Here is a 25,570-nt window from a genome sequence, read left to right on the forward strand (position 1 = left end):
ACGCGGCGGTGATCGGCACCCCGACGGTGGCCGATGTGACCGAGGACAGCGCCAGTCCGACGCTGACGGCGAGCGGCGCCATCTCGATCAGCGATGCCGACCAGAACCAGTCCTCGTTCCAGACCACGGTCAGCGGCGATGCGGGCAACCTGGGCAGCCTGACGCTGGCCGCCAACGGCTCCTACACCTACTCGGTGGCCAATGCGGCCGTGCAGTATCTGGGCGAGAACGACACCAAGATCGACACCTTCACCGTCACCGCCCTCGACGGCACCACCAAGCAGGTCAGCTTCACCGTCCACGGCGTCAACGACGCGGCGGTGATCACCGGCAACAGCAGCGGTTCCGTGACCGAGGATGCCGTGCTGACCGTCAACGGAGCTCTGACCGTCAACGACCCTGACGCAGGCCAGAACTCGTTCCTGGTGCACACCAGCATCAATCCGATCGCGGGCACATACGGCTCGCTGACCATCGATGCCAGTGGAAACTGGGTCTACACACTCAACAATGCCGCGGCCAATGTCCAGGCCCTGACCTCTGCCGACCATCCGCACGACCAGATCCATGTATTGTCGGCCGATGGCACGGACCATGTCATCGACATCACGGTGAATGGTGCCAATGAGCCCGTGACCAACCATGCGCCGAGCGCGCCGGTGTTCGTCCCGGGCTCGGCCCCGATCGCCGACGGGAATCCTATCGATTTGGGCCACTTCTTGTCCGTGGATCCCGATGCGGGCGATAGCGTCTCGTTTACGGGCACCTGGAGTGGCACCGGGACAGTCGCGGTTGCAGCAAACGGAGAGCTGACCGCCAGCGTCGGACTAGGAAGCTCGGCAACAGGCACTCTTACTGTCACCGCCACTGATAATCATTCGGCTTCATCGGCTCCACAGTCGTTCACCGTTTGGATCGGCAACGCCAACGGGAGCAGTGTCGACAACACGATCACACTGGTAAGTACCGATCCGACTATCGCTGACGGTCGAGCTGGCACGGACAGCGTCACCGGAACCTCTGCCGTCGACTACATCTTCGGTGGCGCGGGCAACGACACGATTATTGGAAAGGCGAACGCCGATTGGTTGGTCGGCGGCGACGGTGCCGACCATTTCGTCTACACGGCGGTCGCCGATTCCACTCATGCCGCCTTCGATACGATCCAGGACTTCCTCCACGGGACGGACAAACTCGACTTCCTGGATACACTAAATCTGACTGGCACTCCGACCAACTTAGGTGCTTCGACAACGCTTGCCGCGCACAGCGTCGGTTGGACGACGGATGGAACGAACACCATTGTCTACGCAAATGTCGGTACGTCAGCCGAGGCGATTACAAACGGTGCGGACGTCATCGAAATCCACCTCCTGGGGGTGACCAATCTGAGCAGCGCAGACATCAATCTGCATGCCTGATCGCAGGAAGACGATGAAGTGGCAGATAAGATGATGCAGGATCATTCTGCGCTCAAGCTTGCCCTCTCCCGCTGCCGCGGCGGTTTCGCCGCGGTGGCGGGGTTCAGCTTCTTCATCAACCTGCTCGTGCTCTCGACCTCGATCTACATGCTGCAGGTCTATGATCGAGTGCTGACGGGACGCAGCGTGGAAACGCTCGTCTATCTGACGCTGATTACGACGGCGGCGCTGGCTGCAATGGGCGCGCTCGAATTCTTCCGCTCGCGGCTGCTGGTGCAGCTCGGCACCTGGATCGACCGCGTGCTGTCGCCGCAGGTACTGGGCCGCGGCCTTGAGAACGCGTTGCGCGGCTCCTCTTACCGCACCGAGGCGCTGCGCGACCTCGCCACGCTGCGCGGCTATCTTGGCGGCGGCGGCATCATGGCGCTGTTCGACGCGCCATGGATGCCGCTCTATCTCGGCTTCATCTTCCTGCTGCATCCCCTGCTCGGACTTCTGGCGCTGGGCGGCGCTATCATCCTGTTCGGCCTCGCCCTTGCCAACAACGCACTGACGGCCAACACGCTCAAACAGGCCAACGCCGCTTCCGCGCGCGCCTACCAGGCGGCGGATGCCGGTTTCCGCAATGCCGAAGTCATCGACGGGATGGGCATGGGCGGGGTGCTCGCCCGGCGTTGGGACGCGGCCAATGCGTCCGTGCTCGCGCTGCAGACGACCGCCAGCGACTGGGCCGGCCTGATCAATGCCTTCACCAAGCCGTTCCGGATGTTCCTGCAGGTCGCGGTGCTGGGGCTCGGCGCCTGGCTGTCGCTGCGCCATGAAGTCTCGCCCGGCGCCATGATCGCGGCCTCGATCATCATGTCGCGCGCGCTCGCGCCGGTCGAGCAGGCTATCGCAACCTGGAAACAGACGACCGCCGCTCGCGAGGCCTGGCGTCGCCTGGACCGGCTGTTCGAGGCTCCGTCGCTGCGCCCCCCGGGGATGGAATTGCCGCGTCCGCAGGGGCGGCTTTCGGTCGAGGCTGTCGCTTACACGCCAGCCGGCGCCAAGGAGCCCGCGCTCAGGAATCTCTCCTTCGCCGTGCCGCCGGGCCAGGTGCTTGCTGTGATTGGCCCGTCTGCGGCCGGCAAGTCGACGCTTGCCCGCCTGATCGTCGGCATGCTGTCGCCGCAGAAGGCCGGGTTCGGCTCGACGGTGTCGACGTGTTTTCCTGGAACCGAACCGACTTCGGCTCTTATGTCGGCTACCTTCCTCAGGACGTCGAACTCTTTCCCGGCACCATCCGCGAGAACATCGCCCGCATGGAACAAGGCGATCCGGCTGAGATCGTGGCCGCCGCCCAGATGGCCGGCGTGCATGAGATGATCCTCAGGCTCCCGAACGGCTATGATACCGAGATCGGCGAACAGGGTTCGGTGCTCTCCGGTGGGCAGCGCCAGCGCATTGGCCTTGCCAGGGCGCTCTACCGCCGTCCGGCGCTGGTGGTGCTGGACGAGCCGAACTCCAATCTCGATGCCGTTGGCGAGGAAGCGCTGAACCAGGCGATTGCCGCGATGAAGGAGGCAGGTTCGACCGTGGTGATCGTCGCCCACCGCCCGTCCCTGATGGTGAACGTCGATTGCGTCCTGGTGCTGAACGATGGCCAGCCGCAAATGTTCGGCCCGCGCGATGGCGTGCTTGCGCAACTGCGCCGCCCCGAGCAGCAGTCCGCCCAGCCGCAGGTCCGGGTCGTGAGCTCCGAAAGGACCGGGTCGTGACTGAAGCCGCGCTGTCGCTGAAAATGCCGCCGCCACCGCCCGCATGGCCGGCGGTAAGCGCCCATGTCTTCGGCGGCCTGACCGTCATCGGCCTGCTGTTCGGTGGCTTCGGTCTCTGGGCAGCCACCGCGCCGCTGACGAGCGCGGCGGTCGCGTCCGGGGTGGTGAAGGTCGACAGCAACCGCAAGACCATACAGCACCTGGAAGGCGGCATCATCCGGGAAATCCTGGTCCGGGAGGGAGACTTGGTCAAGCAGGGTCAGATACTGGTCCGCCTCGACGGGCTCGACGCGGAATCCGACCGCGACGCCGTGCGCGGCGAACTCGATTCCGCGCTCGCCGGCGAAGCCCGCCTGATCGCGCAGCGCGACGGCCTGAAGACAATTCCTTTTTCTGCGGACCTGTCGGCGCGGCAAAGCGACCCCACCGTCGCCGAGGCCATGGCCGGGCAGGAGCGCATCTTCCAGGACCAGGCCAAGGTTCAGGCGTCGGAGGTCGAGGTCTGGCAGCAGCGGATCGCCCAATACCATGCCCAGATGTCGGCGCTCGCTGCGAGAGTTGCGGCCTTCGAGATCCAGTTGCCGTCACTGCGGGAAGAGCTGGCGGACGCCCGCACACTTCTCAAGAAAGGCTATGGGGTGAAGTCCCGCGTGCTCCAGCTCGAACGGCAGGTCATTGCCGCGCAGGGGGAGGCTGACTCGAACCGTGGCAATATAGAAAGCCTGCGGCAGCAGATCGCCGAGGCGGACGCGCAGATCGACAATGGGCGGCTCTCCTATGTCAAGAAGGCCGCCGAGGACCTTCGTGACGTCCAGACCAAACGCTCCGAGCTCGAAAAGGCGCTTCAGAAGACCGACGCGCGCGCGGCGCGCCGGGATGTCGTTGCGCCGGAAGATGGGGCGGTAATGAACCTTCGGTATTTCACGCCGGGCGGCGTTGTGCCCCCCGGCGGGATTATTCTCGATCTGGTTCCCGACCAGGACAAGATGGTGCTGGACGTCAAGATTCAGCCGCTGGATATCGATGTCGTTCGCCCCGGTCTGCCGGCGACGGTGCGGCTCGTCGCCTACAAGCAGAGAACCACACCCACGGTGAAGGGCGCCCTTACCCGGGTTTCGGCCGACGCCGAGATCGACGAGCGCAGCGGCGCGACGTTTTTCAGGGGGACGGTCGAGGTGAGTGCCGATGAGCTCAAGAACCTCCCACAAGTGAAGCTATATCCGGGAATGCCGGTGGACGTCTCCGTTGTCACCGGCAAGCGAACCCTGCTCGAATATCTCTTTCAGCCGGTCGCCGACAGTTTCGCTCACGCCTTCAAGGAGGAGTGAAAAGGCCGCCTGCCTCCAGTTGGCATGGCATTCACGGCTGCAGCTCCATCGTGCGGGCGCCGCGAAGCGGCGGCGCGCGATGGGTTGAGACGACGACGATCCGATCGCTGAAGCGGTCGAGCAGCCGCTCGAGAATGCGCGCTTCCTGCGTATCATCAAGGTGGGGCTCGTCGAGCAGCATGAGCGGCTTGGTCGACAGCCAGGCACGGGCGAGATTGATCGGGAGCGAATTGCAGTCTGACGATCTGCTGGCGGCCGTCGGAAAGCGTCTTGGTCAATTTCACGACGCCCGAAAGCACATTCGAGAAACGCTCGACGCTCCTGGAATCGCCCACCAGCTCCTTGCCGGCCTCGGCCTTGTGCCGCTTCGTCGATTTGGCGAGCACCTGGAGCTCCTCGGCGTTGAGCGCTCCGCATATGCCGCAGTCCGCCTGAAACCTGCCGGCCGTCCCGGACCTTACTTCATCCTTCGGCCGAGGCCCATGGATTTGGCCAGTTTCGAACGCGTTGCCGAATAATTTGGCGCTACCATCGGGTAGTTCGAAGGCAGGTTCCACTTCGCTCGATACTGGTCTGGCGTAAGGCCGTATTGGGTCTCGATATGCCGCTTGAGCGATTTGAAGCGCTTGCCGTCTTCCAGGCAGATGATGAATTCCGGCGTGACGGTTTTTTTCGCCCGGGCCACGCCCTTTATCTCGTCCGGCGGGACATCGGGCGACCCAAGTGAGATCAGCTTGATCGAGGCGTATATCTTGCCGATGAAGTCGGGCAGCTCGGCCGCAGGCAGCGGATTGTTCGCAATGTAGGCGGATACAACGCTTGCGGTCAGGGAGACAGTGGGATCTAGGCGTTCGTTGAGCGAGACAAAGCCGTCCGAGGAGCTTGAAAAGTCCTTTCCGTTGGTCTCCATGCCGCGATGCGCACGGTCGATGCGGTCGACACTGCCCGCTGGACGGTCGAATCCATCCAGGGCCTTGTTTATGGCCGGCTTCACATAAGGCCTTTTCAACAATGCTCTCCTCTGCCGGTCATACCCTTGCGGCGATCGATGTGAGGTTCTGCCTCGCGATAAATATTGTGGGAAAATTTCACACGTGTCAACCAAGGGAGACCACTGGACATAACGCGCCTTGCGAATTGAGGATAGCGAGGTGGGACAGGCGGCATTGCAGGCCCATCTATTGTGGAAGCATTTCCCACGGGCTATTTTCGGCAGGAATTTTCGGGGCATAGGTGGTTGATTGACGGGTGAAGGACGGCGATGAGTAAATCGGCGGAACAATATTTGGATGCTGCGGGCGTCCAGAGCGCGTTGAACCGGGTGCTTCGCCCGTTGGTGCGATTGGCGATCAAATGCGGGGTGACGTTTCCCACCTTCGTCGACCTGCTGCGGCAGATCTACGTCAACGTGGCGGAGCATGAATTCACGCTGCCCGACAAGCAGCAGACGGACAGCAGGGTAAGCCTGTTGACGGGTGTCCATCGCAAGGAGGTCAGCCGTCTGCGAGGCGCCGGCGCCCCTGTCAGGGTGATACCCGAATCCGTTTCGAGGACGAGCGCGATTGTCGCGCGCTGGCTTGCGGATCGGTTGTTCACCGATGCCAAGGGCGCGCCATTGCCCTTGCCGCGAATGGCCGAGGCCGGAGAGGCGTCGTTCGCGGGCCTCGTGGAGTCGGTGACGCGGGATTTGCGGCCGAGAGCGGTTCTGGACGACTGGCTCGATCGAAAGCTGGTGGAGATCGACGAGGAGGACCGCATCGTCCTGATGGAGGCGGCTATGGCGCCGCGCGACGACGGCGAGGTCAGACTCTATTACTTTGCCCGCAACCTTCAGGACCATGCCGCCGCCGCCGTCGCGAACATCCTGGCGGACAAACCGCCCTTCATCGAGCGGGCCGTCCACTATGACGGGCTCTCGGAAGACCTTGCCAGGTCGCTCGAAGCCTACAGCCGCAAGGTCGCGATGGAGACACTTATCCAGCTCAACAAGCATGCGAACCAGGCGGTGAAAAGCGATCCCGGCGGGACAAGCCGTTGGAATTGCGGCGTCTACATCCTCACCTCCGACGGTGCATCGTTTGCCGGCGAAGAATCCTCCAAGCCTGCCGGCGGAGACGCTTGATGCATTGGAGGTTGACGAGGCGGAGTTTTCTGATGCTCGGCGCCGCCTTTCCGGCGGCGTTGCCCAGTTCAATCGCAAGGGCGACGGATACGTCGAGCGACCGGGGTATCGGCGGCACCGGGTGGACGGCGGGAACGGAGAGCGATCACGGCATCGGCGGCACCGGCATAGTGGGAACCATACAGCGCTTCGGCAGCATCTTCGTCAACGATGTGCGCGTCGCCTACGGTCCGGACGTGCCCGTCTGGATAGACGGCGTCGCAGCCACCACAGGCAGCCTCAAGGTGGGACATGTTGTCCGCGTGGCCGTGACACGGGATGCGGATCGCGTCTTCACGCGTGAAATCCACGTCACCAGCGAGGTCGTCGGGCCTGTCGAACGCGCAAGTCGCGGTTCGATTCTGGTCCTGGGACAGAGCGTGGACACCAGCCGCGTTGCGGGAATGCCGACGGTCAAGAAGGGGGATATCGTGGCCGTTCAAGGCATCCGGCGGCCGGGCGGGAAGATCGTTGCAAGCTTGATAGAGACCAGACCGTCCGGGACGCCTTACCTTGTGCGCGGCCTGGCGGTCGTGAGGTCGGGCTCACTGCTGGTGGGACGACTGAGCCTCGGCCCAAGGTCGCTGCAGCTTGCGAACCGCCGCGTCGAACTGTTCCTGGCCAAGGCCAGCGGCGGCTACAGGGTGTTGCGCATCGAGGCGGAGGTTCCGGTTCCACAGGCCGATGCCGCGAACGTGCTGTATGAGACCTTCCTGCGGCGCCAGGGAGCTCGGCTGGTTTCGGGTCTGGGGGTCTTGATCGACGACCAAGGCGACGATTCGAAATCGACAGCTGTCGTCCACGCGTTCCTTGCCGTCGGGTTCGACCGGGCGGGCAACATCGTATCGGCCTCGCGCCAGGCGAATTCCGGCATGCGGCCGCAAGGCCCGTCCGGCATGCCCGGTCAGCCGCCTGGTTCAGGTCCGCCAAAAGGCCCAGGCGGTCCAGAGGCTCCCGGGGGCGCCTCCAATGGCGAATCGGTTGGGCCCGGTGGGCCTGGTGGGCCGAGCGGCCCCGGTGGACCGGGCGGTCCAGGCGCTCCCTGAGGTCCCGCACGAGGATCTAGCAGGCTGTTGCCGCCGGCAAGGCCGAACGCTTCGCGGTGTCGGCTGCCCCGCTGCTCGAAAACACGCTGTCTCGCGATGGCGATAGATCCGGCCGGCCTGTCTCTTGCGAGGGACAGGCCGGCCGGCGCAGTCGCACTGGGCTCTTTTACCGGGGTGGGTGTTCCGAGCCTTTTCGTTACGGCTGCTGCTCTTCCGCGGATCATGCGGGGGGCAGGTGATCCGTGGAAATTCAGTCCGCGCCTGCGATCGAAGCGGCTTTGATCGACGGCCAAATATTTGTGGGAAAATTACCCACATGTATCAAGCGATTCATTGGCTGGCCGCACCCCCTGGCGGGCGATTTCATGTTCGCCCAGGGCGATGCACAGGTTGCTTGCCCTGGTAAGGCCCGGCCCGCGGCCCTCCCGCCGACTACCGCATTGCACAAATCCGGCCTACCTGCACAATAGGCGCATGTCCGCCGGTTCGTTGACCATCCTTGTTATCGACGAGAACCGCATCCGTGCGTCGATCATCGAGGCCGGATTGCGGGATGCCGGCCATCGGCATGTGACGGTGATCCATGATGTGGCCGGCATAGCCCGGCGCATCGCCGAGATCGAGCCGGACGTCATCGTCATCGACCTCGAAAACCCCAACCGCGACATGCTGGAGAACATGTTCCAGCTTTCGCGCGCGGTGAAGCGGCCGATCGCCATGTTCGTCGACCGCTCGGATCAGGCTTCGATCGAGGCGGCCGTCGACGCCGGCGTGTCGGCCTATGTGGTCGACGGGCTGAAAAAAGAACGCATCAAGCCGATCCTCGACATGGCGATCAGCCGCTTCAACGCCTTCTCACGCATGGCGCGCGAACTCGAGGAGGCGCGCAGCGAGCTCGAGAACCGCAAGGTCATCGACCGGGCCAAGGGGATCTTGATGAAGTCGCGGGGCCTAAGCGAAGGGGCGGCCTACGCGCTGCTGCGCAAGACCGCGATGAACCAGAACCGCAAGATCGCCGACATCGCCCAGAGCCTGGTGACGGCTGCGGGATTGCTGGGGCCTCTGGAGGGCGAATGAGCATGTCGGTAGCGCATCAGATCACCGCCGGCTTCATGCCGCTTTTCGACAGCGCCGTCCTGGTCGCAGCCGGCGAGATAGGCTTTGCCGCGCGCGAGGACATCGAGCTCAAGCTGCAACGCGAGACTTCCTGGGCCAACATCCGCGACCGCATCGCCATCGGCCATTTCGATGTCGCGCATATGCTGGGGCCGATGCCGCTCGCCTGCAGCCTTGGCCTCACGCCGCTTGCCTCCGAAACCATCGTACCGTTCTCGCTCGGCCTCGGCGGCAATTGCGTCACCGTTTCCAACGCCGTGTGGGAAGGCATGGCGGCGCATGGCGCGGCGCCTGACCTCGATCCCGCCCGCGCCGGGGCGGCGCTCGGCGCGCTGATCCGCGAGCGGATGGGCGCTGTTCGCGAGCCGCTGCGTTTCGCCGTCGTGCATCCGCATTCCGGGCATAACTACGAATTGCGCTACTGGCTTGCCGCCTGCGGTATCGATCCCGACCGGGACATCGAGATCGTCATCGTGCCGCCGCCCTTCATGGCCGACGCATTGGCCGCCGGCCGCATCGACGGCTATTGCGTCGGCGAGCCCTGGAACAGCGCCGCCGTCGCGGCGGGCACCGGCCACATCGTCACCGTCAAGGCGCTGCTGTGGCGCAACAGCCCGGAAAAGGTCATCGGTGCCCGCAGGGCTTGGGCTGAGGAAAACCCGGAGGCGCTAGCCGCCCTGCTCAGGGCGCTGCATCATTCCGCCCGCTGGTGCCAGGATCCGGCGAACCGCGGCGAACTGGCCGCGCTGATGGCAAGGCCAGCCTTCCTCGGGCAGCCGGAGACGATCCAGATGCCGGCGCTCACCGGACGCCTTCAACTCGGCGGCGGCGCGGAACGGCGCGTCGAGGATTTCTTCCTGCCTTTCGACAAGGCGGCCAATTTTCCCTGGAAGAGCCATGCGCTGTGGTTCTACACGCAGATGGTGCGCTGGGGGCAGTTGCCGCACACGCCACAGAACCTGGCCATCGCCCGCGACTGCTACCGGCCCGACCTCTATCGATCGGCGCTCAAGCCGCTTGGCGTCGCGCTGCCCGGCGCCAATGCCAAGGTCGAGGGCGCATTGAAGGTCGCGACGCCGGTCGGCTCGGCGGGGGCCAGTCTGATCCTTGGCCCCGATGGATTCTTCGACGGCCAGATCTTCGATCCGGACCGAATCGACGCCTATATTGACGGCCAGAAGCGAGCTTGATTATTTGCGCGCCATTCTTGTGCGTTGCACAAAATTTATGCGCTGTTGTCGCGCCATTGATCAATGTTTGACCGCGAACATGTCTGGCATGGTCGCCGGCTGGCATTCATACCGCTTTGATTTTCCACAGAATTCAGCTTCCGCGTAAAACTGGCACGGTTCGTGCTTTGAAATAGCCGAGCCCCTCGCGGGCAACGGAACAGGCGTCCACTGGCGGGCGCCACAGGCAAAGCTGCCGCTCAGGTCACCACGCGATCCCGGATGTACGGACGCAAGAGGGCCTGGACGGCAGCTTTTTTGTTTTGGCCGACACGCAATCGACGGCGCTGGCCCCAAGCAGCGCCCAACGGGAGACGACGATGACGAGATGGATCGGAACGACATCCCTCAAGGATTTCACCCGCCGCGATTTCCTGGCGAGCAGCGCGCTGACGGCGGTGCTGTTCATCGCCGCGCTGCTCTTGTTTCCCGCCAGCCACGAAGCCGAAGGCAACGGTCCGCAAGTGACCGCGCAAGCCCCGTCGCGCTGACCATGATCAACACCACACGCGGCGCCTTCCTCGCTGCAAACTGGAGCTAGCCATGACCGCAAATCTCCCAGCCGCGCCCAGCCAGGACAGTGCTTCCCGGCAGGCGCTTACCATGTCCACCATCGCCTTCACCGTCTGCTTCGCGGTGTGGACGATCTTTTCCATCATCGGCGTTCGCATCAAGCAGGAGCTTGGGCTCAACGAGACCGAGTTCGGCCTGCTGGTCGGCACGCCGATCCTGACGGGCTCGCTCGTGCGCATGGTGCTCGGCGTCTGGACCGACCGCTATGGCGGCCGCCTGGTCTACACAGCGACCATGCTCGCGGCCGCGGTCGCGACCTTCCTGCTCGCTTTCGCGCACACCTACGGGCAGATGCTGCTGGCCGCGCTCGGCGTCGGGCTCGCGGGCGGCTCCTTCGCCGTCGGCGTCGCCTATGTCTCGCGCTTCTTTTCAGCCGGAAAACAAGGCACGGCGCTCGGCATCTTCGGTGTCGGCAATGTCGGCGCCGCGGTCACCAAGTTCCTGGCGCCGTTCGTGCTCTTGTCCTGGGGCTGGCAGTCGGTGGCGCTGATCTGGGCGGCGGCGCTGGTCGTCATGGCCATCGTCTTCTGGTTCACGACCGACGACGATCCGGTCATCCGCGAGCGCCGCGCCGGTACGGCGGCGCCGGCAAGAAGCTTCTGGCAGGAATTCGCGCCGCTGAAGAACCTGCGGGTCTGGCGCTTGGCCTTCTACTATTTCTTTTCCTTCGGCGCGTTCGTGGCGCTGTCGCTCTGGCTGCCGCGTTACCTGATCGGCGTCTACGGCTTCGGCATCGCCACCGCCGGCATGATCGGCGCCGCCTATTCGATCCCCGCCAGCATCTTCCGCGCCTATGGCGGCGTGCTTTCCGACCGCATCGGCGCCCGCACCGTGCTCTACTGGACCTTCAGCGTTTGTGCCGTCGCGACGCTCGTTCTGTCTCTCCCCTCGGCAGACTATGTCGTGCGCGGCATCAGCGGGCCGATCCCCTTCCACTTCGAGATCGGCCCGCTCGCCTTCATCGCCGTCGCTTCCGTGCTCGGCTTCTTCATGAGCCTCGGCAAGGCCGCCGTCTACAAGCACATCCCGGCCTATTATCCGCAGAGCGTCGGCGCGGTCGGCGGCGTGGTCGGCATGATCGGCGGGCTCGGCGGTTTCATCCTGCCGATCGCTTTCGGCACCCTGAACGACCTCACCGGCGTCTGGTCGAGCTGCTTCATGCTCCTGTTCCTGATCGTCAGCTCTTGCCTGCTCTGGATGCACGTCACCATCCGTCGGATGGAGCGCGCGGCCGCCGTCAAGACATCGTCCCTTTCCTACGCCGCCGAATAGATCGGAGCAGACCGGACATGAGCGAAAAACTCGTCATCATCGGCAACGGCATGGCGCCAGGCAGGATGCTGGAGCACCTGCTGGAGGCAGCGCCGGACCGTTACGCCGTCACCATCTTCAACGCCGAGCCGCGCGTGAACTACGACCGCATCATGCTGTCGCCGGTGCTGTCGGGCGAGAAGGCGTTCGAGGAGATCGTCATCCATGGCGACGGCTGGTACATCAAGCACGGCATCACGCTCTACAAGGGCCACAAGATTGTCGCCATCGACCGTGAGGCCAAGACCGTCACCTCGGACCACGGCGTGACGGAAAGCTATGACCGGCTGATCATCGCTACCGGCTCGGTGCCCTTCATCATTCCGGTGCCCGGCAAGGAATTGCCGGGCGTGCTCAGCTATCGCGACCTCGACGACGTCAATGCCATGCTGCTCGCCGCGCAATCGCGCGCCAAGGCGGTCGTCATCGGCGGCGGCCTGCTTGGGCTCGAAGCCGCGGCGGGGCTTAAAGAACGCGGCATGGACGTCACCGTGCTGCACGTCATGCCGACGCTGATGGAGCGCCAGCTCGATCCGGCCGCCGGCTACCTGCTGCAGAAGGCCGTCGAGGCGCGCGGCATCAAGGTCATGACCAAGGCCAACACCAAGGCCATCGTCGGCAACGGCAAGGTCGAGGGCGTCGAACTGATGGATGGCACGGTCATCCCGGCAACGCTGGTTGTGATGGCGGTCGGCATCCGGCCCAGCACCACGCTCGCCAAGGAGGCCGGGCTGGAGGTCAATCGCGGCATCGTCGTCGACGACCGCATGCGGACTTCCGATCCGGCGATCATGGCGCTCGGCGAATGCGCCGAGGTCGGCGGCCATGTCTACGGGCTGGTCGCGCCGCTCTACGAGATGGCCCGCGTCGCGGCCGCCGGGCTGGCGGATGGCGAGGACAGGCGCTTCGTCCACTCCGACACGCCGACCAAGCTCAAGGTCACCGGCATCGACCTCTATTCGCTGGGCGACTTCGCCGACGGCGAGGATCGCGAGGAGATCATCCTGCGCGACGCATCCGCCGGCATCTACAAGCGCGTCGTGCTGCAGGACAACCGCATCATCGGCACGGTGCTGTTCGGCGAGACGGGCGACGGCGCCTGGTTCAACTACCTCAAGAAGAAGGCGACCGACATTTCGGAGATGCGCGACACGCTGATCTTCGGCCAGGCGTTCCAGGGAGGCGTTTCCTCGGACCCTTTGGCGGCCGTTGCGGCACTGGCGGATGATGCGGAAATCTGCGGCTGCAACGGCGTCTGCAAGGGAAAGATCACCGGCGCGATCACCGGCAAGGGGCTGACCGGTCTCGACGACGTGCGCGCCCACACCAAGGCCTCGGCCTCGTGCGGCTCGTGCACGGGTCTCGTCGAGCAATTGCTGAAGCTCACGCTGGGCGAAGCCTACAATCCGGCGGCGGTGCAGCCCATGTGCGGCTGCACCAGCCTTGGCCATGACGATGTGCGGCGGCTGATCAAGGCGAAAGGCCTGAAGACGATCCCCGCCGTCATGCAGGAGCTCGAATGGAAGACCTCCTGCGGCTGCGCAAAGTGCCGGCCGGCGCTGAACTACTATCTCGTCTGCGACTGGCCTGACCAATATGCCGACGACTACCAGTCGCGCTTCATCAACGAGCGCGTGCACGCCAACATCCAGAAGGACGGCACCTATTCGGTGGTGCCGCGCATGTGGGGCGGCGTCACCAGCGCCGGCGAATTGCGCGCCATCGCCGACGTGGTCGACAAGTTCGACATCCCGATGGTCAAGGTCACCGGCGGCCAGCGCATCGACATGCTGGGCATCCGCAAGGAGGACCTGCCGGCGGTGTGGGCCGATCTCGGCAAGGCCGGCTTCGTCTCCGGCCATGCCTACGCCAAGGGCCTGCGCACCGTGAAGACCTGTGTCGGTTCCGACTGGTGCCGTTTCGGCACGCAGGATTCGACCGGCCTCGGCATCCGCATCGAAAAATTCATGTGGGGCTCGTGGACACCGGCCAAGGTGAAGATGGCGGTGTCGGGATGCCCGCGCAACTGCGCGGAAGCGACCTGCAAGGATGTCGGCGTGGTCTGCGTCGACTCCGGCTACGAGATCCATTTCGCCGGGGCCGCCGGCCTCGATATCAAGGGCACCGAAGTGCTCGGCCTGGTCAAGACCGAGGACGAGGCGCTGGAGGTGATCGTGGCACTTGTCCAGATGTATCGCGAGCAGGCCCGCTATCTGGAGCGCATCTACAAATGGGCCAAACGCGTCGGCACCGCCGAGATCAAGAAGCAGATCCTGGACGATGCAGAGCGCCGCAGGACGCTCTTCGACCGCTTCGTCTTCAGCCAGAAATTCGCGCAGGTCGATCCGTGGTCGGAGCGCGTCTCCGGCAAGGACAAGCACGAGTTCCGGCCGATGGCGTCGGTCGGGTTCGCGGAGGCGGCGGAGTGACCAATATGAACTGGATCGCCATCGGCTCCATCGCCGACATCCCACCGCGCGGCGCGCGTTGCGTCGTCACACCGCAAGGCAAGATTGCCATCTTCCGCACGGCGGACGACCAGGTCTTCGCCATCGACGACCATTGCCCGCACAAGGGAGGACCGCTCAGCCAGGGCATCGTCCATGGCGCGGCGGTGACTTGCCCGCTGCACAATTGGGTGATCTCGCTGGAGACCGGCAAGGCGCTCGGCGCCGACGAAGGCTCGGTCCGGACTATACCGGTCAAGGTCGAGGGCGAACGGTTGTTCATCGCGCTCGAAGCGCTGGCCTCGAAAGCGGCCTGAGGCATGGAAGAAGCACGCGAGGTGAGGACCACCTGTCCCTATTGCGGGGTGGGTTGCGGCGTGCTGGCCGAGGTCGCCGCGGACGGCCCGACGACCGTTCGCGGCGATCCCGATCATCCGGCCAATCTAGGCAAGCTTTGCTCGAAGGGTGCTGCGCTTGGCGAGACGCTTGGCCTCGAAGGCCGTTTGCTCCGGCCTGAAATCCGCGGCAGGCAGACCGATTGGGATGAAGCGCTCGATCTCGTCGCCGGAAAATTCTCGCGGGCGATTGCCGAGCATGGACCGGACTCGGTCGCCTTCTATGTATCCGGCCAGCTACTGACCGAGGATTATTACGTCGCCAACAAGCTGATGAAGGGCTTCATCGGCTCGGGCAACATCGACACCAATTCGCGGCTCTGCATGGCGTCGTCCGTCGCCGGCCATCGCCGCGCTTTCGGCGAGGACATCGTTCCCGGCGTCTATGAGGATTTCGAGCGCGCCGATCTCATCGTGCTCACCGGCTCCAACACCGCATGGTGTCACCCGGTGCTCTATCAGCGCATGCTTGCGGCGCGAAGGGAACGCGGAACCAGGATCGTCGTCATCGATCCGCGCCGCACTGCCACGGCCGACGAGTGCGACCTGCATCTGGCGCTCGATCCGGGCACGGACGTGCTGTTGTTCAACGGCCTGCTCGCGCATCTCGCGCAAGCCGGAAAGACCGATACCGATTTCATCCGCGACCATACATCAGGCTTCGATGCGGCAGCTTCGCTCGCCGGCGCCGATGCGCCGTCGATCGCGCGCGTCGCGAAAGGTTGCGGGCTGGCAGTCGCCGATATCCAGGCCTTCTACGATCTCTTCGCCGCCACAGAGCGGACCGTCACCGTCTACAGCCAGGGCGTCAATCAGTCGGCGCATGGGACCGACAAGGTCAACGCCATCATCAACTGCCATCTCGCCACCGGCCGCATCGGGCGACCCGGCATGGGGCCGTTCTCGGTCACCGGTCAGCCGAACGCCATGGGCGGCCGCGAGGTAGGCGGCCTGGCCAACCAGCTCGCCGCGCATATGGACTTCGCGGACGAGGCCAACGTCGACCGGGTCTCGCGCTTCTGGAAGGCGCCAAGCGTCGCGCGGCGCGGCGGCCTGAAGGCGGTGGACATGTTCCAGGCGGTCGCCGACGGCCGCATCAAGGCGCTGTGGGTGATGGGCACCAATCCGGCCGTCAGCATGCCGGATGCGTCGCGCGTGCGCGCCGCCTTGTCCAAATGCGATTTCGTCGCTGTCTCGGATGTGACCCGCACCGACACCACGCGCCATGCCGACGTGCTGCTGCCGGCCGCCGCCTGGGGCGAGAAGGACGGCACGGTCACCAATTCGGAGCGGCGCCTCTCGCGTCAGCGGTCGTTCCTGCCGCCGCCGGGCGAGGCGAGAGCCGACTGGCGCATCATCTGTGATGTCGCCGCCCGCATGGGCTTTGGCGATGCCTTCGCCTACCAGGCGCCGGCCGACATCTTCCGCGAGCACGCGGCGCTGTCCGCCTTCGAGAACAGCGGCGAGCGCCTGTTCGATCTCGGCGGCATGGCTGACCTCAGCGACACGGACTATGCCGCCTTCGCGCCGCGTCACTGGCCCGCACCGGAGCGAGGCGAGCAGCAGATGCGATTGTTCAGCGACGGCCGTTTCCCGACGCCCGACGGCCGTGCGCGATTCGTGCCGGTGCGGCAGGAGGCGACGGCCTTCACCGTCGATGCCGATTATCCGCTGGCCCTGAACACCGGCCGGCTGCGCGACCAGTGGCACACCATGACGCGCACCGGGACCGTGCCGCGTTTGATGGCGAACGCGCCGGAGCCCGCGGTCGACATCCATCCGGCGGATGCGGCCGCGCACCGTCTCAAGGACGGCGACCTCGCCCATCTTTCGACCCGCTTCGGCTTCGTCCGTGCACGGGTGCGGGTGTCGGAAGCACAGCGACGCGGCCAGGCCTTCATGCCCATGCATTGGAGTGGCCATTTCGCGGCGAAGGCCGCGGCCGGTCTGCTGTCCTCACCGGTTACCGATCCGCATTCCGGCCAACCTGAACTCAAACATGTTCCGGTCAGGATCGTGCGTGAGAACACCGGCTGGGCCGGCGTGCTCATTACACGCCGCGATCTCAGGCCGACAGGTTTCGTCCATTGGAGCCGACAGGCGGTCGAGGGCGGTTGGGTCTACGAGCTGACCGGAACGGAGCCGCCGGATCAGGGCATTCTCCTGGCGCGCAAGCTGCTCGGCGTCCAACGGCGAGACCAGCTTCTGGAATACACCGACCGGCGCGGCCTCGCCTATCGCGCGGCGGCCATTGACGATGGCGGCGCCATGGCCGAAGCCTTGCTGGTCGCCGCCCCGGATCAGTTGCCGGCACGTGACTGGCTGGTGTCGCTGCTCGCAGCGCGCCAGCCACTGTCGGCGACCGATCGCCATGCGCTTTTGTCGGGACGCTCGCCGGTGCCCATGCCTGCCATCGGGCGGGTCGTGTGCGCGTGCTTCCATATCGGCGCCAACCAGCTTGCGTCGGCCGTCGCCGCCGGATGCGACAGTCTGGAAGCAATCGGCTCGACACTGCGCGCCGGTACCAATTGCGGCTCATGCCGCTCGGAGATCAGGGCGATCATCAATGCCCGCCATGTACAGGCGGCGGAGTGAGCCGTGCCTGTCACGGCCACGTCGCTTGGTTCTATCGGTCCTCGACGATCCGCAGATACGCCGCCGTCACGAACAGCACGATGAAGCCGAACAGGATGCGGCGGCCGCCTTCGGGCATTTGCAGGATGGTGAGCAGCGTCGTCAGCACGGTCAGGATCAGCGCGCCGATGATGGTGCCGGTGTAGCCGCCGCGACCGCCGAAGATCGAGGTGCCGCCAATGACGGCGGCGGCTACCGATGGCAGCACCAGCGGTTCGGCGAGCGACAGCGAGGGCGCCTTGATCAGGCCGATATAGAGCAGGCCGGTGATGCCGGCGAGTAGGCTGGAGAGGACGTAGAGCGCGGTGATCACCTGCCAGTAGCGGACGCCCGACAGACGCGCGGCGCGCTCATTGTCGCCGACGGCGTAGAGCAGGCGACCGAAGCCGGTGCGGTTCAGCATGAAGACGATCAGCACCGCCACCGGCACGAACAGCAGAAGCGCGTTGGGAAAGCCGTAGGTGACGCCGGTGCCCAGCCAGCTGAGGAAATCCGGAATCTTGGCGCCGGAGGCGATCACTGTTCGCTGGTAGACCTGCAGGAAGCCGGTGCCGATCAGGCTGGTGCCGAGCGTCATGATCAGAGGATGCACCCGGAACACGCCGACGCCGATGCCGTTGACGAGGCCGATCAGCACGGCGGGCAGCATGGCCAGCAGGAACGCCACCGCCGGATCCTGGTTCACGATCTGCGTCGCCATGATGAAGGCGCTCATCGTCGCCACCGTGCCGACGGAAAGGTCGATGCCGCCGGTCAGCATTGTCATGGTCTGGCAGCCGGCGAGGATCGCCAGCGGGATGGCGAATTTCGCCGTGTTGGCGAGCCAGCGCTCGTTGACGATACCGGGGCGCAGCACCTGCAGGATCGCCACGAGGATGATCAAAAGGATGATCAGCGGGATAAGTGGCCGGTCCGCCATGAAGCGCTTGATCCGGCGACCGAACGAGACCGGCTGGGGCATGGTCGCGATGTCGGTCATGGCGTTGCTCCTGCCGGGCGGCTCCGCATGGTGATGAAGGCGCCGAACATGACGACCGCGACCATGATCGCGCCCTCGATGATCGCGGTGACGTTCGGATCGATGGCCAGAAGCGTCAGGTCGGTGCGCACCAGCCTCAGCACGAAGACGGCGATGATCGGCCCGAGCAGGCCGCCCTTGCCGCCGCCGAGCGCGACGCCGCCCAGCACCACCGCGGCGACGCTGGCCAGCAGATAGGGCCCGGGGATGGGCGCGCCGATGCCGGTGCTGACGGTGAGCGACAGGCCGCCAAGCGCTGCGCACAGGCCGGACAGCGCGTAGGCGATGATCCTGGTGCGCGCCACCGGCACGCCGCTGCGGAAGGCGGCGAGCTCGTTGCTGCCGATGGCGTAGATGGAGAGGCCGAGGCGTGAGCGCCTGAGCGGAATCCACACGATGCAGAGGCAGACGACGAGCAGCACCAGCGCTTTCGGCACCCAGGCGTCAGCCCAATCCGGCAGGCCGGGGATCGGCACGGTGCCGATAACGCTTGCCTTCAGCCATTCGGCGGCGGCGCCGCCGGGGGCGCCCAGCACAAGCAGCGCCGCGCCCTGGAGCACGAACAGCATGGCCAGGGTGACAACGATGTCGGGCACCCGGGTGACGACGATGAGGAGGCCGTTCAGCGCGCCAAGCACCAGCCCCATGGCCAGCACGAAGGGCACGACGAACAAGGCATATTCCTCGCTGGCGCCGTTCATCATCGAGGCGGCGGTGACGCTGGTCAGCGCCATCATGGCGGCGACCGACAGGTCGATGCCGCCGGCGATGACGACGACGGTCTGGGCCGCGACGGCAAAGGCATAAGGCAGAACCGCGCGCGCCAGCGAACCGAAGTCGCCGCTGCCATAGCCCGGCTGGATCAGCTTGGTGACGACGAAGAGAAAGATCAGCAGGGCGAACAGACCCGCGACCCAACCCTGGTTGCGGAGAAAGCGGCTCATGACGCGGCCTCCGCGCTGGAACCGGGTTTGACCTCGGCAAGGATGCCGACATCCGCCTTGGCGCCGCGCGGCAGCCCGTAGGCTGCGCGCATCAATGCCGGTTCATCGGCTTGCTCGACCGGGAAAGTGTCGACGACGCGGCCGCCGAAGATGATGATGACGCGGTCGCAGACACGCTGCACCTCTTCCATTTCGGATGTGTAGAACAGCACCGACTTGCCCTGGCCGGCGAGCTCGCGCAGCAGCTTGTAGATTTCCTGCTTGGTGCCGACATCGATGCCGCGCGTCGGGTCGAAGCAAAGGATGGTGCGGGCGTTGGCCGCGATCCAGCGGGCGATGGTCACCTTCTGCTGGTTGCCGCCGGAAAGGCGCTGCACCTCGCCCTGGGCGCGGGTGTCGATCTGCAATCTGGCGATGGCGCTGGAAACCACCACCTGCTCGCGGCGCATGCGGATCGGGCCCCATTTGCGCAACGCCGCGCTGAAGGGCAGCGCGATGTTCTCGCGCACCGAGCGCTGCATGGCCAAGGCCTCGGCGCGGTCGCCCGGCACATAGGCGATGCCGGCCTGGATGGCGTCGCTCGGATGCGAGAATTTCACCGGCGCGCCGTCGACGTCGATGGTGCCGCCGGTCGGACGGATCGAGCCGGCAAGCGCTGCGAAGAGCTCGTCCTGGCCCTGGCCCTCGAGCGCAAACACGCCGGCGACCTCGCCATTGGCGAGATCGAAGGAGACGTCGTTGAGCTTGGTGCCGAGCTGCAGGTTGCGGACCGACAATCGCGGGCGGCGGCCGCCGGCAACCGCCACATCATTTGCCGCGCGCGCGGTGACGCGTGTCTTCTCGATGCGGGTGCCGAGCATCATCTCGACTATTCTTTCCTCGACGCCCGGCTCGATGTCGACGACACCGACCGTGGAGCCGTCGCGCAGCACGGTGGCGCGGTCGCAGAGCGCGGAGATCTCGACGAAACGGTGCGAGATGAAGATGACGGAGCGGCCGGCATCGCCCTGGCGGCGCACGACTTCCAGCACCTTCTCGGCAAGGTTCGCGGGCAGAGCCGCGGTCATCTCGTCGAGCAGAAGCACGTCGGGTTCGACGGCAAGCGCGCGCGCCAGGTCGAGCACGCGCAGGATGGCCAAGGGGATATGACGCGCCGTTTCGCGGATATCGAGGTCGGGAATGCCGAGCTCGCGCACCCAGGCGCGGAACGGCTCGACCGGCGTGCCGGTCAGCCGCAGATTGGACAAGACATCGAGATCGGGGATCAGCGCCGGTTCCTGGTAGACCGGCAGCAGCCCGGCGCGGCGGGCGTCGGCGGGCGAGCGGACATCGAGCTGCTGGCCGCGGATCAGGATGCGCCCGGCGTCCGCCTTGATCGCGCCGGTCAGGATCTTCACCAGGGTCGACTTGCCGGCGCCGTTGGCGCCCATCAGCGCATGCACCTCGCCCGGCAATACGGAAAGCGAGGCGTTGCGCAGCGCGGCAACCGCGCCGTAGTTCTTCGCTACGCCTGTGGCGTCGAGGAGGTTGGTGGTCAAAGCTTTCTCGATTCAGAGTGTTCCACCGTTTCATGGAAACGGCGAACCGCTCTATCCTTTTGTTTTACGCAATTCCGGACGGAAACCGCTCACACTTTTCCTGGAATTGCTCGAAGGCTCAAATTATGCGTGCCAAATCAAATGGCAAGGACGCCAGACCTTGGTCCAGCGTCCTCGCGCTTGCGTCCGGATCAGGCGCTTATTCGCCCGGGCCCTTGCAGGCTACGATCTGCTCCTTGGTGTAGGTCGTCCAGTCCGGGATCGAGATCGAGACCGGCCATTCGGGGCTGAGCGAGGGATCGACGACGCTCTTCAGCTTGGCCTTGCCTTCGTCGGTGGCGTTTTCCCAGAGCTGCGGCTCGACCAGCACGGTCTGCTGCGCCGGCTTCTTGCCGTCGAGGATCTGCAAGGCGAGCGTCACGCCGGCGCCGCCGATCGAGCCGGGATTGGTGACCGCAGCACCGACCAGGCCCTTGACCGAGCTGAGCTGGCCGACGAAGCCGGCATTGTCGGCGCCGACCACGGGCACCATCGGCGCCTGCTGTTCGACCAGCGCGTCGACAATCACGTTGTCGATGCCAGAGGTCCAGATGCCATTGATCGGGGTGCCGGTGGCGAGGAAGGACAGGATCTGCTGCTTGGCCTGGTCCTGCTGCCAGCCGGTGAAGACTTCCTGCGCGACCTTCACGTCGGGGAATTCGGCGAGCGCCTTCTTAAAGCCTTTGTCGCGATCTGAGTCGGCCGAAGCGCCGGCGGCGCCGCGCATGTAGAACACCTCGCCCTTGCCGCCCATCTGCTGGAACAGCCACTTGGCGCCGAGATAGGCATATTGTTCCTGGTTGTTGGAGATGATGTAGGCGGACGGCTCGGTCACCGCCTGGTCGACGGCGACGACGACGATGCCGGCCTTGGTGGCTTCCTCGAGGCCGGCCTTGATGCCGGCCGGATCGGCCGGGTTGACGACGATGGCGTCGACCTTGGCGCTGATCAGGTTGCGGATGTCCTCGAGCTGGCCGGCGGCGTCGGTGTTGCGGTGGGCGATGTTGAGCTTCGTCACTTCGCCGGATGCGAGCGCCTGCGCCTTCATCGCGCAGATCATTTCCTCGCGCCAGCCATTGCCCTGCACGGTGTTGGAAATGCCGATCGTATACTTGCCGGCGGCGGCCGAAACGCCCACCGAGGCAAGCAAGGCGGCGCCGGCAAGGAGCGAGGCCACGGTCAGATGTCTTTTCATTTCAGTACTCCTCCACATTGATCTTTTCAGTTCAGTTCCAGGGCTCCGACGCGGTCGGAGCCGAGCTTTTCGTCATTTGATGAAGGGGCGCAGCACGTCGCGGGCAAGCAGGAAGCCGCGCTTGACCTTTTCATCCGTCCCCTCGAAGCGCCGGTCCTCATGCTCGATGATGACCGGCCCGTCATATCCGGCCCGGTAGAGGCCCGAAAAAATCCTGCTCCAGTCGATGTCCCCAAGCCCCGGCATGCGCGGCACCTGCCAGCCTATGCCAGCCGAAAGGATTCCGCGCTCGTACAAACCATCATGATCAATCATCAGATCCTTGGCGTGCACATGCAGCATGCTCTTGCCGAACTCGCGGATGAAGCGCTCCTTGTCGATCATCTGCCAGACGAGATGCGAGGGGTCGAAGTTCATGCCGACGTCGCCGCCCCAGGCTTCGAGGATGCGGCGCCAGACATAGGGCGAGTAGGCGATGTTGTGCCCGCCCGGCCATTCGTCATAGCTGAAGATCATCGGGCAGTTCTCGAAGGCGAGTTTTACACCGTGCTCGCGGGCGTGGGAGATGATCGACGGCCAGATTTTCCGCGCATCCTCCCAGTTGGTGTCGATAGTCTTCGAAGCGTCGCCGCCGCAGAAGGTGTTGACGAGCGGGACCCCCATGCGGCTCGCCAGCACGATCACTTTCTTCAGATGATCGATCACCGCTTCGCGATGCGCCCGGTCGGGATGGAGCGGATTGGGGTAGAAGCCGAGGCCCGAGATGGCCAGGCCCTTGCCGGCAAGCTCGGCGGCTATGTCCTTGGCCTGCGCGGCCGAGACGTCCACGTCGATATGGCTGGTGCCAGCGTAGCGGCGGCTGGCGCCGGACGTCTTCGGCCAGCAGGCGATTTCCAGCGCCTCGAAGCCGACAGAGCGCGCCCAGTCGGCAACTTCGCCGAGTGGCGTATCCGGAAACGGTGCTGTCAGCAGTCCAAGCTTCATGTTCCCTCCCAGTTGCTAACTATGCAGATCGCGCCGGCTGCTTCAACCGCGCATCGGTTGGCCCAGCGCGGACTTGTCCGACAAAGCCCATCGGATCGCCTGAAAGCAAGCCGTCGAGCCCGGCGACGACATGCGCCCGGAATGTGGCGTTGGCGGCCAAGGACGGGTCGAAAATAGCGTCGATGGCAAGGATCGAATCGACAAGCGCGCCGCTGTCCGCACCGATGCGGTCGGCGATCGCCGCAATTTTCTCGGCAAAGGGGTCGGAAACCTGCCAGGCGCGGCCGAAACGCGCGGATGCCTTGACCAGATAGGCCATCCAGCCGGCGACCGGCACCGAGAGGAGCGCAATGCTCTCGCCCTTCGCCAGGCGGTCGCGGATCGGGTTGAGCAGGCGCTGCACGATCTTCTGCGAGCCGTCGGTGGCGATCTGGTGGTTGCGATGGCGGATCGCCGTGTTGGCGAGGCGCGAAAAGCTCTGCTCAACGTAGGCAGTGGGCGCTATGCCGGGCACGGGCATCAGCGTCGGCAATGCTTCCTCGGTCAGCATGCGGCGGACGAAATTCGCCAGAAGCGGGTCGGCGATGGTCTCGAACGTGTGCTCGAAGCCGCCCAAAACGCCGAGATAGCTGAGCGTCGTCTGGGCGCCGTTCAGGACGCGCATCTTGAGATGCTCGAACGGTGTGACATCGTCGACGAAGGTCGCGCCGACGCGGTCCCAGCGCGGGACGCGGCCGGCGAAGCGGTTCTCGATCACCCATTGGCGGAAGCGCTCGCCCACCACCACGGCGCCGTCGCGGTAGCCGAAGCGCTTCTCGACGGTGTCGATATCGGCTTCGGTCGTCGCCGGCGCGATGCGATCGACCATGGCCGAGGGGAAGGCGACATTGGCCTCGATCCAGTCCGCCAGCCTCCTGCCGCGCCGCTCGGCGAATGCGCGCACGACATTGCCGAGGATAATGCCGTTGGTGGGGATGTTGTCGCAGGACAGCAGCGTCACCGGCCGGCCATGCGTGGCCATGCGCAGCTCCAGCGCCCTTGCCAGGATGCCTGGCACGCTGCCCGGCGTCTCGGGATTGGCGAGATCGTGCGCGATGTCGGGATGGTCGGGGTCGAGCGCGCCGCTCGACGGAATGTGGCAATAGCCTTTCTCGGTCACCGTCATGGTGACCATCTCGATGTCGGGCGAGGCGAGCACGTCCAACGCCGGCGCCGCACTTTCCTGGCTGTCGACGACGCTAACGATGCTGCCGATGATGCGCGCTTCGACCTCGTCGTTCTGACGGATCAGCCGCGTGTAGAGGCCGTCCTGACGCCCCAGCGTATCGGCCAGCAGCGGAGATCGGATATTGATGCCGACCAGTCCCCAGCGGTCGAAATCCTTCGCCAGCAGGTCGTCGGTGTATTCGGCCTGATGGCAGCGGTGGAAGGCGCCGACACCGATATGGGCGATCCCGGGCTTCAGCGTAGCGCGATTGTAAGCCGGCTTGCGGACCTCGGACGGCAAGCGATCGAGCAGGGCAGGGCCGAGGTTGTCGGGCGATGACGCGCTCAACGATTGGCTCCGATCACCCATTGCTCCTGGTCGATCAGCGCGCCGGTCATCGGGCCGGCAGCATCGGAAAGCAGGAAGACGGCAAGGTTGGCTATATCGGTCACGGCGAACAGCCGGCCGAAGGGCTGCGTCGCATTGGCCGCGTCTAGCCAGCCCGGCCCCTGGCCGAGCGTCTCGGCTTGCATGACGCGCTCGGCCGGCGTGTCGGTCCAGCCGACATTGATGCCGTTGACGCGGATGCGGTCGAAGCGATGGGCGTTGGCGGCGTTCTTGGTCAGCGTCGCCAGCGCGCCCTTGGTGGCGGAATAGACGGCAAGCTCCGGCGAGCCGCAATGCGCGTTGATCGACAGGATGTTGACGATCGAGCCGCCCTGTCCGCGCTTCTTCATGTCGGCGATCGCCGCCTGCATCAGGAAGAAGGGTGCTCGGGCGTTGACGGCAAACAGCGATGACCAATCGTCGAGCGTGGCGTCGACGAAAGAGGCGCGATCGGTCAGCCCGGCGGCATTGACCAGGCCGTCGATGCGGCCGAAGCGTTCGATGCAGGCCTGCGCCAGCCGCGCCGGGGTTTGCGGATCACCGAGGTCGGCGGAAGCGAAGGCGGTAGCGGTGCCCATGGCCGAGAGCTCTGCCGCGGCAGCGTCGCCACGTTCCTGGTCACGGCCAGTGATCAGCAGTCCGGCGGCGCCGGAACGCGCGGCGATCTCGGCGATCGCCCGGCCGATGCCTTGCGTCGCGCCGGTGACCAGCACCACCTTGCCGTCGAGACGAACCTCCATTCCTCCTCCCGGAACAAAGTTTCCATTTTTTCAAATATGGAACGATGGTTCTCTTTAGTCAATCGTGCTAGAGCGGTTCGCCGTTTTCATGGAACCGGTG

20 protein-coding genes and 2 pseudogenes are annotated in these 25,570 nt (G+C 65.2%); 12 read left to right on the forward strand and 10 right to left on the reverse strand.

Features of this window, described 5'->3' with window-relative positions; all coding sequences use genetic code 11:
- From FJ418_RS19135 to FJ418_RS19145, 3 genes and pseudogenes are all read left to right on the forward strand, one after another.
- A partial coding sequence (locus FJ418_RS19135) for a VCBS domain-containing protein (protein ID WP_181166994.1) occupies nt 1–1,421 on the forward strand: 1,421 nt, incomplete at its 5' end.
- 33 nt (nt 1,422–1,454) lie between these two features.
- Nucleotides 1,455–3,178, forward strand: a pseudogene (locus tag FJ418_RS19140) (type I secretion system permease/ATPase).
- Nucleotides 3,175–4,506, forward strand: a complete 1,332-nt coding sequence (locus tag FJ418_RS19145) for an HlyD family type I secretion periplasmic adaptor subunit (protein WP_140642521.1) — start codon at nt 3,175–3,177, stop codon at nt 4,504–4,506. The pseudogene FJ418_RS19140 and the gene FJ418_RS19145 overlap by 4 nt, the downstream one beginning before the upstream one ends.
- A gap of 31 nt (nt 4,507–4,537) precedes the next feature.
- Here FJ418_RS19145 and FJ418_RS31975 read toward each other — a convergent pair whose 3' ends face one another.
- The 3 genes and pseudogenes from FJ418_RS31975 to FJ418_RS19155 all read right to left on the reverse strand — a co-directional run bounded on the left by FJ418_RS31975 (nt 4,538) and on the right by FJ418_RS19155 (nt 5,416).
- Nucleotides 4,538–4,687, reverse strand: coding sequence for a hypothetical protein (locus tag FJ418_RS31975; RefSeq protein WP_181166995.1), 150 nt, complete (start codon nt 4,685–4,687; stop codon nt 4,538–4,540).
- Between the two features lie 37 nt (nt 4,688–4,724).
- Nucleotides 4,725–4,928, reverse strand: a pseudogene (locus FJ418_RS32415) (cyclic nucleotide-binding domain-containing protein); the annotation flags it as partial.
- 35 nt (nt 4,929–4,963) lie between these two features.
- Nucleotides 4,964–5,416, reverse strand: a complete 453-nt coding sequence (locus FJ418_RS19155) for a MucR family transcriptional regulator (protein WP_140859188.1) — start codon at nt 5,414–5,416, stop codon at nt 4,964–4,966.
- Between the two features lie 351 nt (nt 5,417–5,767).
- Here FJ418_RS19155 and FJ418_RS19160 point away from each other — a divergent pair, with 351 nt between their 5' ends.
- The 9 genes from FJ418_RS19160 (at nt 5,768) to FJ418_RS19200 (ending at nt 17,379) form a co-directional block, all read left to right on the forward strand.
- Nucleotides 5,768–6,628, forward strand: coding sequence for a DUF6502 family protein (locus FJ418_RS19160; protein WP_181166996.1), 861 nt, complete (start codon nt 5,768–5,770; stop codon nt 6,626–6,628).
- A 32-nt stretch (nt 6,629–6,660) separates the two neighbouring features.
- Nucleotides 6,661–7,713 (forward strand): DUF5666 domain-containing protein, encoded by a 1,053-nt coding sequence (locus FJ418_RS31980; protein WP_181166997.1) that lies wholly within the window; start codon nt 6,661–6,663, stop codon nt 7,711–7,713.
- 474 nt (nt 7,714–8,187) lie between these two features.
- Nucleotides 8,188–8,790 carry an ANTAR domain-containing response regulator gene (locus FJ418_RS19170; RefSeq protein ID WP_140868207.1) on the forward strand — a complete coding sequence of 201 codons (603 nt, stop codon included), beginning with the start codon at nt 8,188–8,190 and terminating at the stop codon, nt 8,788–8,790.
- Between the two features lie 2 nt (nt 8,791–8,792).
- A complete protein-coding gene (locus tag FJ418_RS19175; RefSeq protein ID WP_181167000.1) occupies nt 8,793–10,019 on the forward strand; it encodes a CmpA/NrtA family ABC transporter substrate-binding protein in 1,227 nt (408 codons plus the stop codon).
- A gap of 359 nt (nt 10,020–10,378) precedes the next feature.
- Complete coding sequence (locus tag FJ418_RS19180; protein ID WP_140868214.1) at nt 10,379–10,549, forward strand: twin-arginine translocation signal domain-containing protein; 171 nt, start codon at nt 10,379–10,381, stop codon at nt 10,547–10,549.
- A 52-nt stretch (nt 10,550–10,601) separates the two neighbouring features.
- Nucleotides 10,602–11,903, forward strand: coding sequence for a nitrate/nitrite transporter (locus FJ418_RS19185; protein ID WP_140868217.1), 1,302 nt, complete (start codon nt 10,602–10,604; stop codon nt 11,901–11,903).
- Nucleotides 11,904–11,920: 17 nt separating this feature from the next.
- Complete coding sequence (gene nirB / locus FJ418_RS19190; RefSeq protein WP_140868220.1) at nt 11,921–14,371, forward strand: nitrite reductase large subunit NirB; 2,451 nt, start codon at nt 11,921–11,923, stop codon at nt 14,369–14,371.
- A 5-nt stretch (nt 14,372–14,376) separates the two neighbouring features.
- Complete coding sequence (gene nirD / locus FJ418_RS19195; protein ID WP_140868450.1) at nt 14,377–14,706, forward strand: nitrite reductase small subunit NirD; 330 nt, start codon at nt 14,377–14,379, stop codon at nt 14,704–14,706.
- 3 nt (nt 14,707–14,709) lie between these two features.
- A complete protein-coding gene (locus FJ418_RS19200; RefSeq protein WP_140868223.1) occupies nt 14,710–17,379 on the forward strand; it encodes a nitrate reductase in 2,670 nt (889 codons plus the stop codon).
- Nucleotides 17,380–17,410: 31 nt separating this feature from the next.
- On the opposite strand, the gene FJ418_RS19205 is transcribed toward FJ418_RS19200, so the two are convergent.
- From FJ418_RS19205 to FJ418_RS19235, 7 genes are all read right to left on the reverse strand, one after another.
- On the reverse strand, nt 17,411–18,397 hold the full coding sequence (locus tag FJ418_RS19205; protein WP_140868226.1) for an ABC transporter permease: 987 nt from the start codon (nt 18,395–18,397) through the stop codon (nt 17,411–17,413).
- Nucleotides 18,394–19,380: an ABC transporter permease gene (locus tag FJ418_RS19210; RefSeq protein WP_140868228.1), complete on the reverse strand. Its 987-nt coding sequence runs from the start codon at nt 19,378–19,380 to the stop codon at nt 18,394–18,396. Before FJ418_RS19210 ends, FJ418_RS19205 begins: the two co-directional genes overlap by 4 nt.
- Nucleotides 19,377–20,918, reverse strand: coding sequence for a sugar ABC transporter ATP-binding protein (locus tag FJ418_RS19215; protein ID WP_140868231.1), 1,542 nt, complete (start codon nt 20,916–20,918; stop codon nt 19,377–19,379). The genes FJ418_RS19210 and FJ418_RS19215 overlap by 4 nt, the downstream gene beginning before the upstream one ends.
- A 199-nt stretch (nt 20,919–21,117) precedes the next feature.
- A complete protein-coding gene (locus FJ418_RS19220; RefSeq protein WP_140642493.1) occupies nt 21,118–22,152 on the reverse strand; it encodes an ABC transporter substrate-binding protein in 1,035 nt (344 codons plus the stop codon).
- A 72-nt stretch (nt 22,153–22,224) separates the two neighbouring features.
- Nucleotides 22,225–23,136, reverse strand: a complete 912-nt coding sequence (locus FJ418_RS19225; protein WP_140868234.1) for a sugar phosphate isomerase/epimerase — start codon at nt 23,134–23,136, stop codon at nt 22,225–22,227.
- A gap of 19 nt (nt 23,137–23,155) precedes the next feature.
- On the reverse strand, nt 23,156–24,691 hold the full coding sequence (locus FJ418_RS19230) for a mannitol dehydrogenase family protein (protein WP_246683114.1): 1,536 nt from the start codon (nt 24,689–24,691) through the stop codon (nt 23,156–23,158).
- Entirely contained in the window at nt 24,688–25,470 is a 783-nt protein-coding gene (locus FJ418_RS19235) for an SDR family oxidoreductase (RefSeq protein ID WP_140868240.1), read from the reverse strand. The genes FJ418_RS19230 and FJ418_RS19235 overlap by 4 nt, the downstream gene beginning before the upstream one ends.
- Between the last annotated feature and the right edge of the window lie 100 nt (nt 25,471–25,570).

The sequence above is a fragment of the Mesorhizobium sp. B2-8-3 genome (assembly GCF_006440815.1).
Classification (GTDB): Bacteria; Pseudomonadota; Alphaproteobacteria; order Rhizobiales; family Rhizobiaceae; genus Mesorhizobium.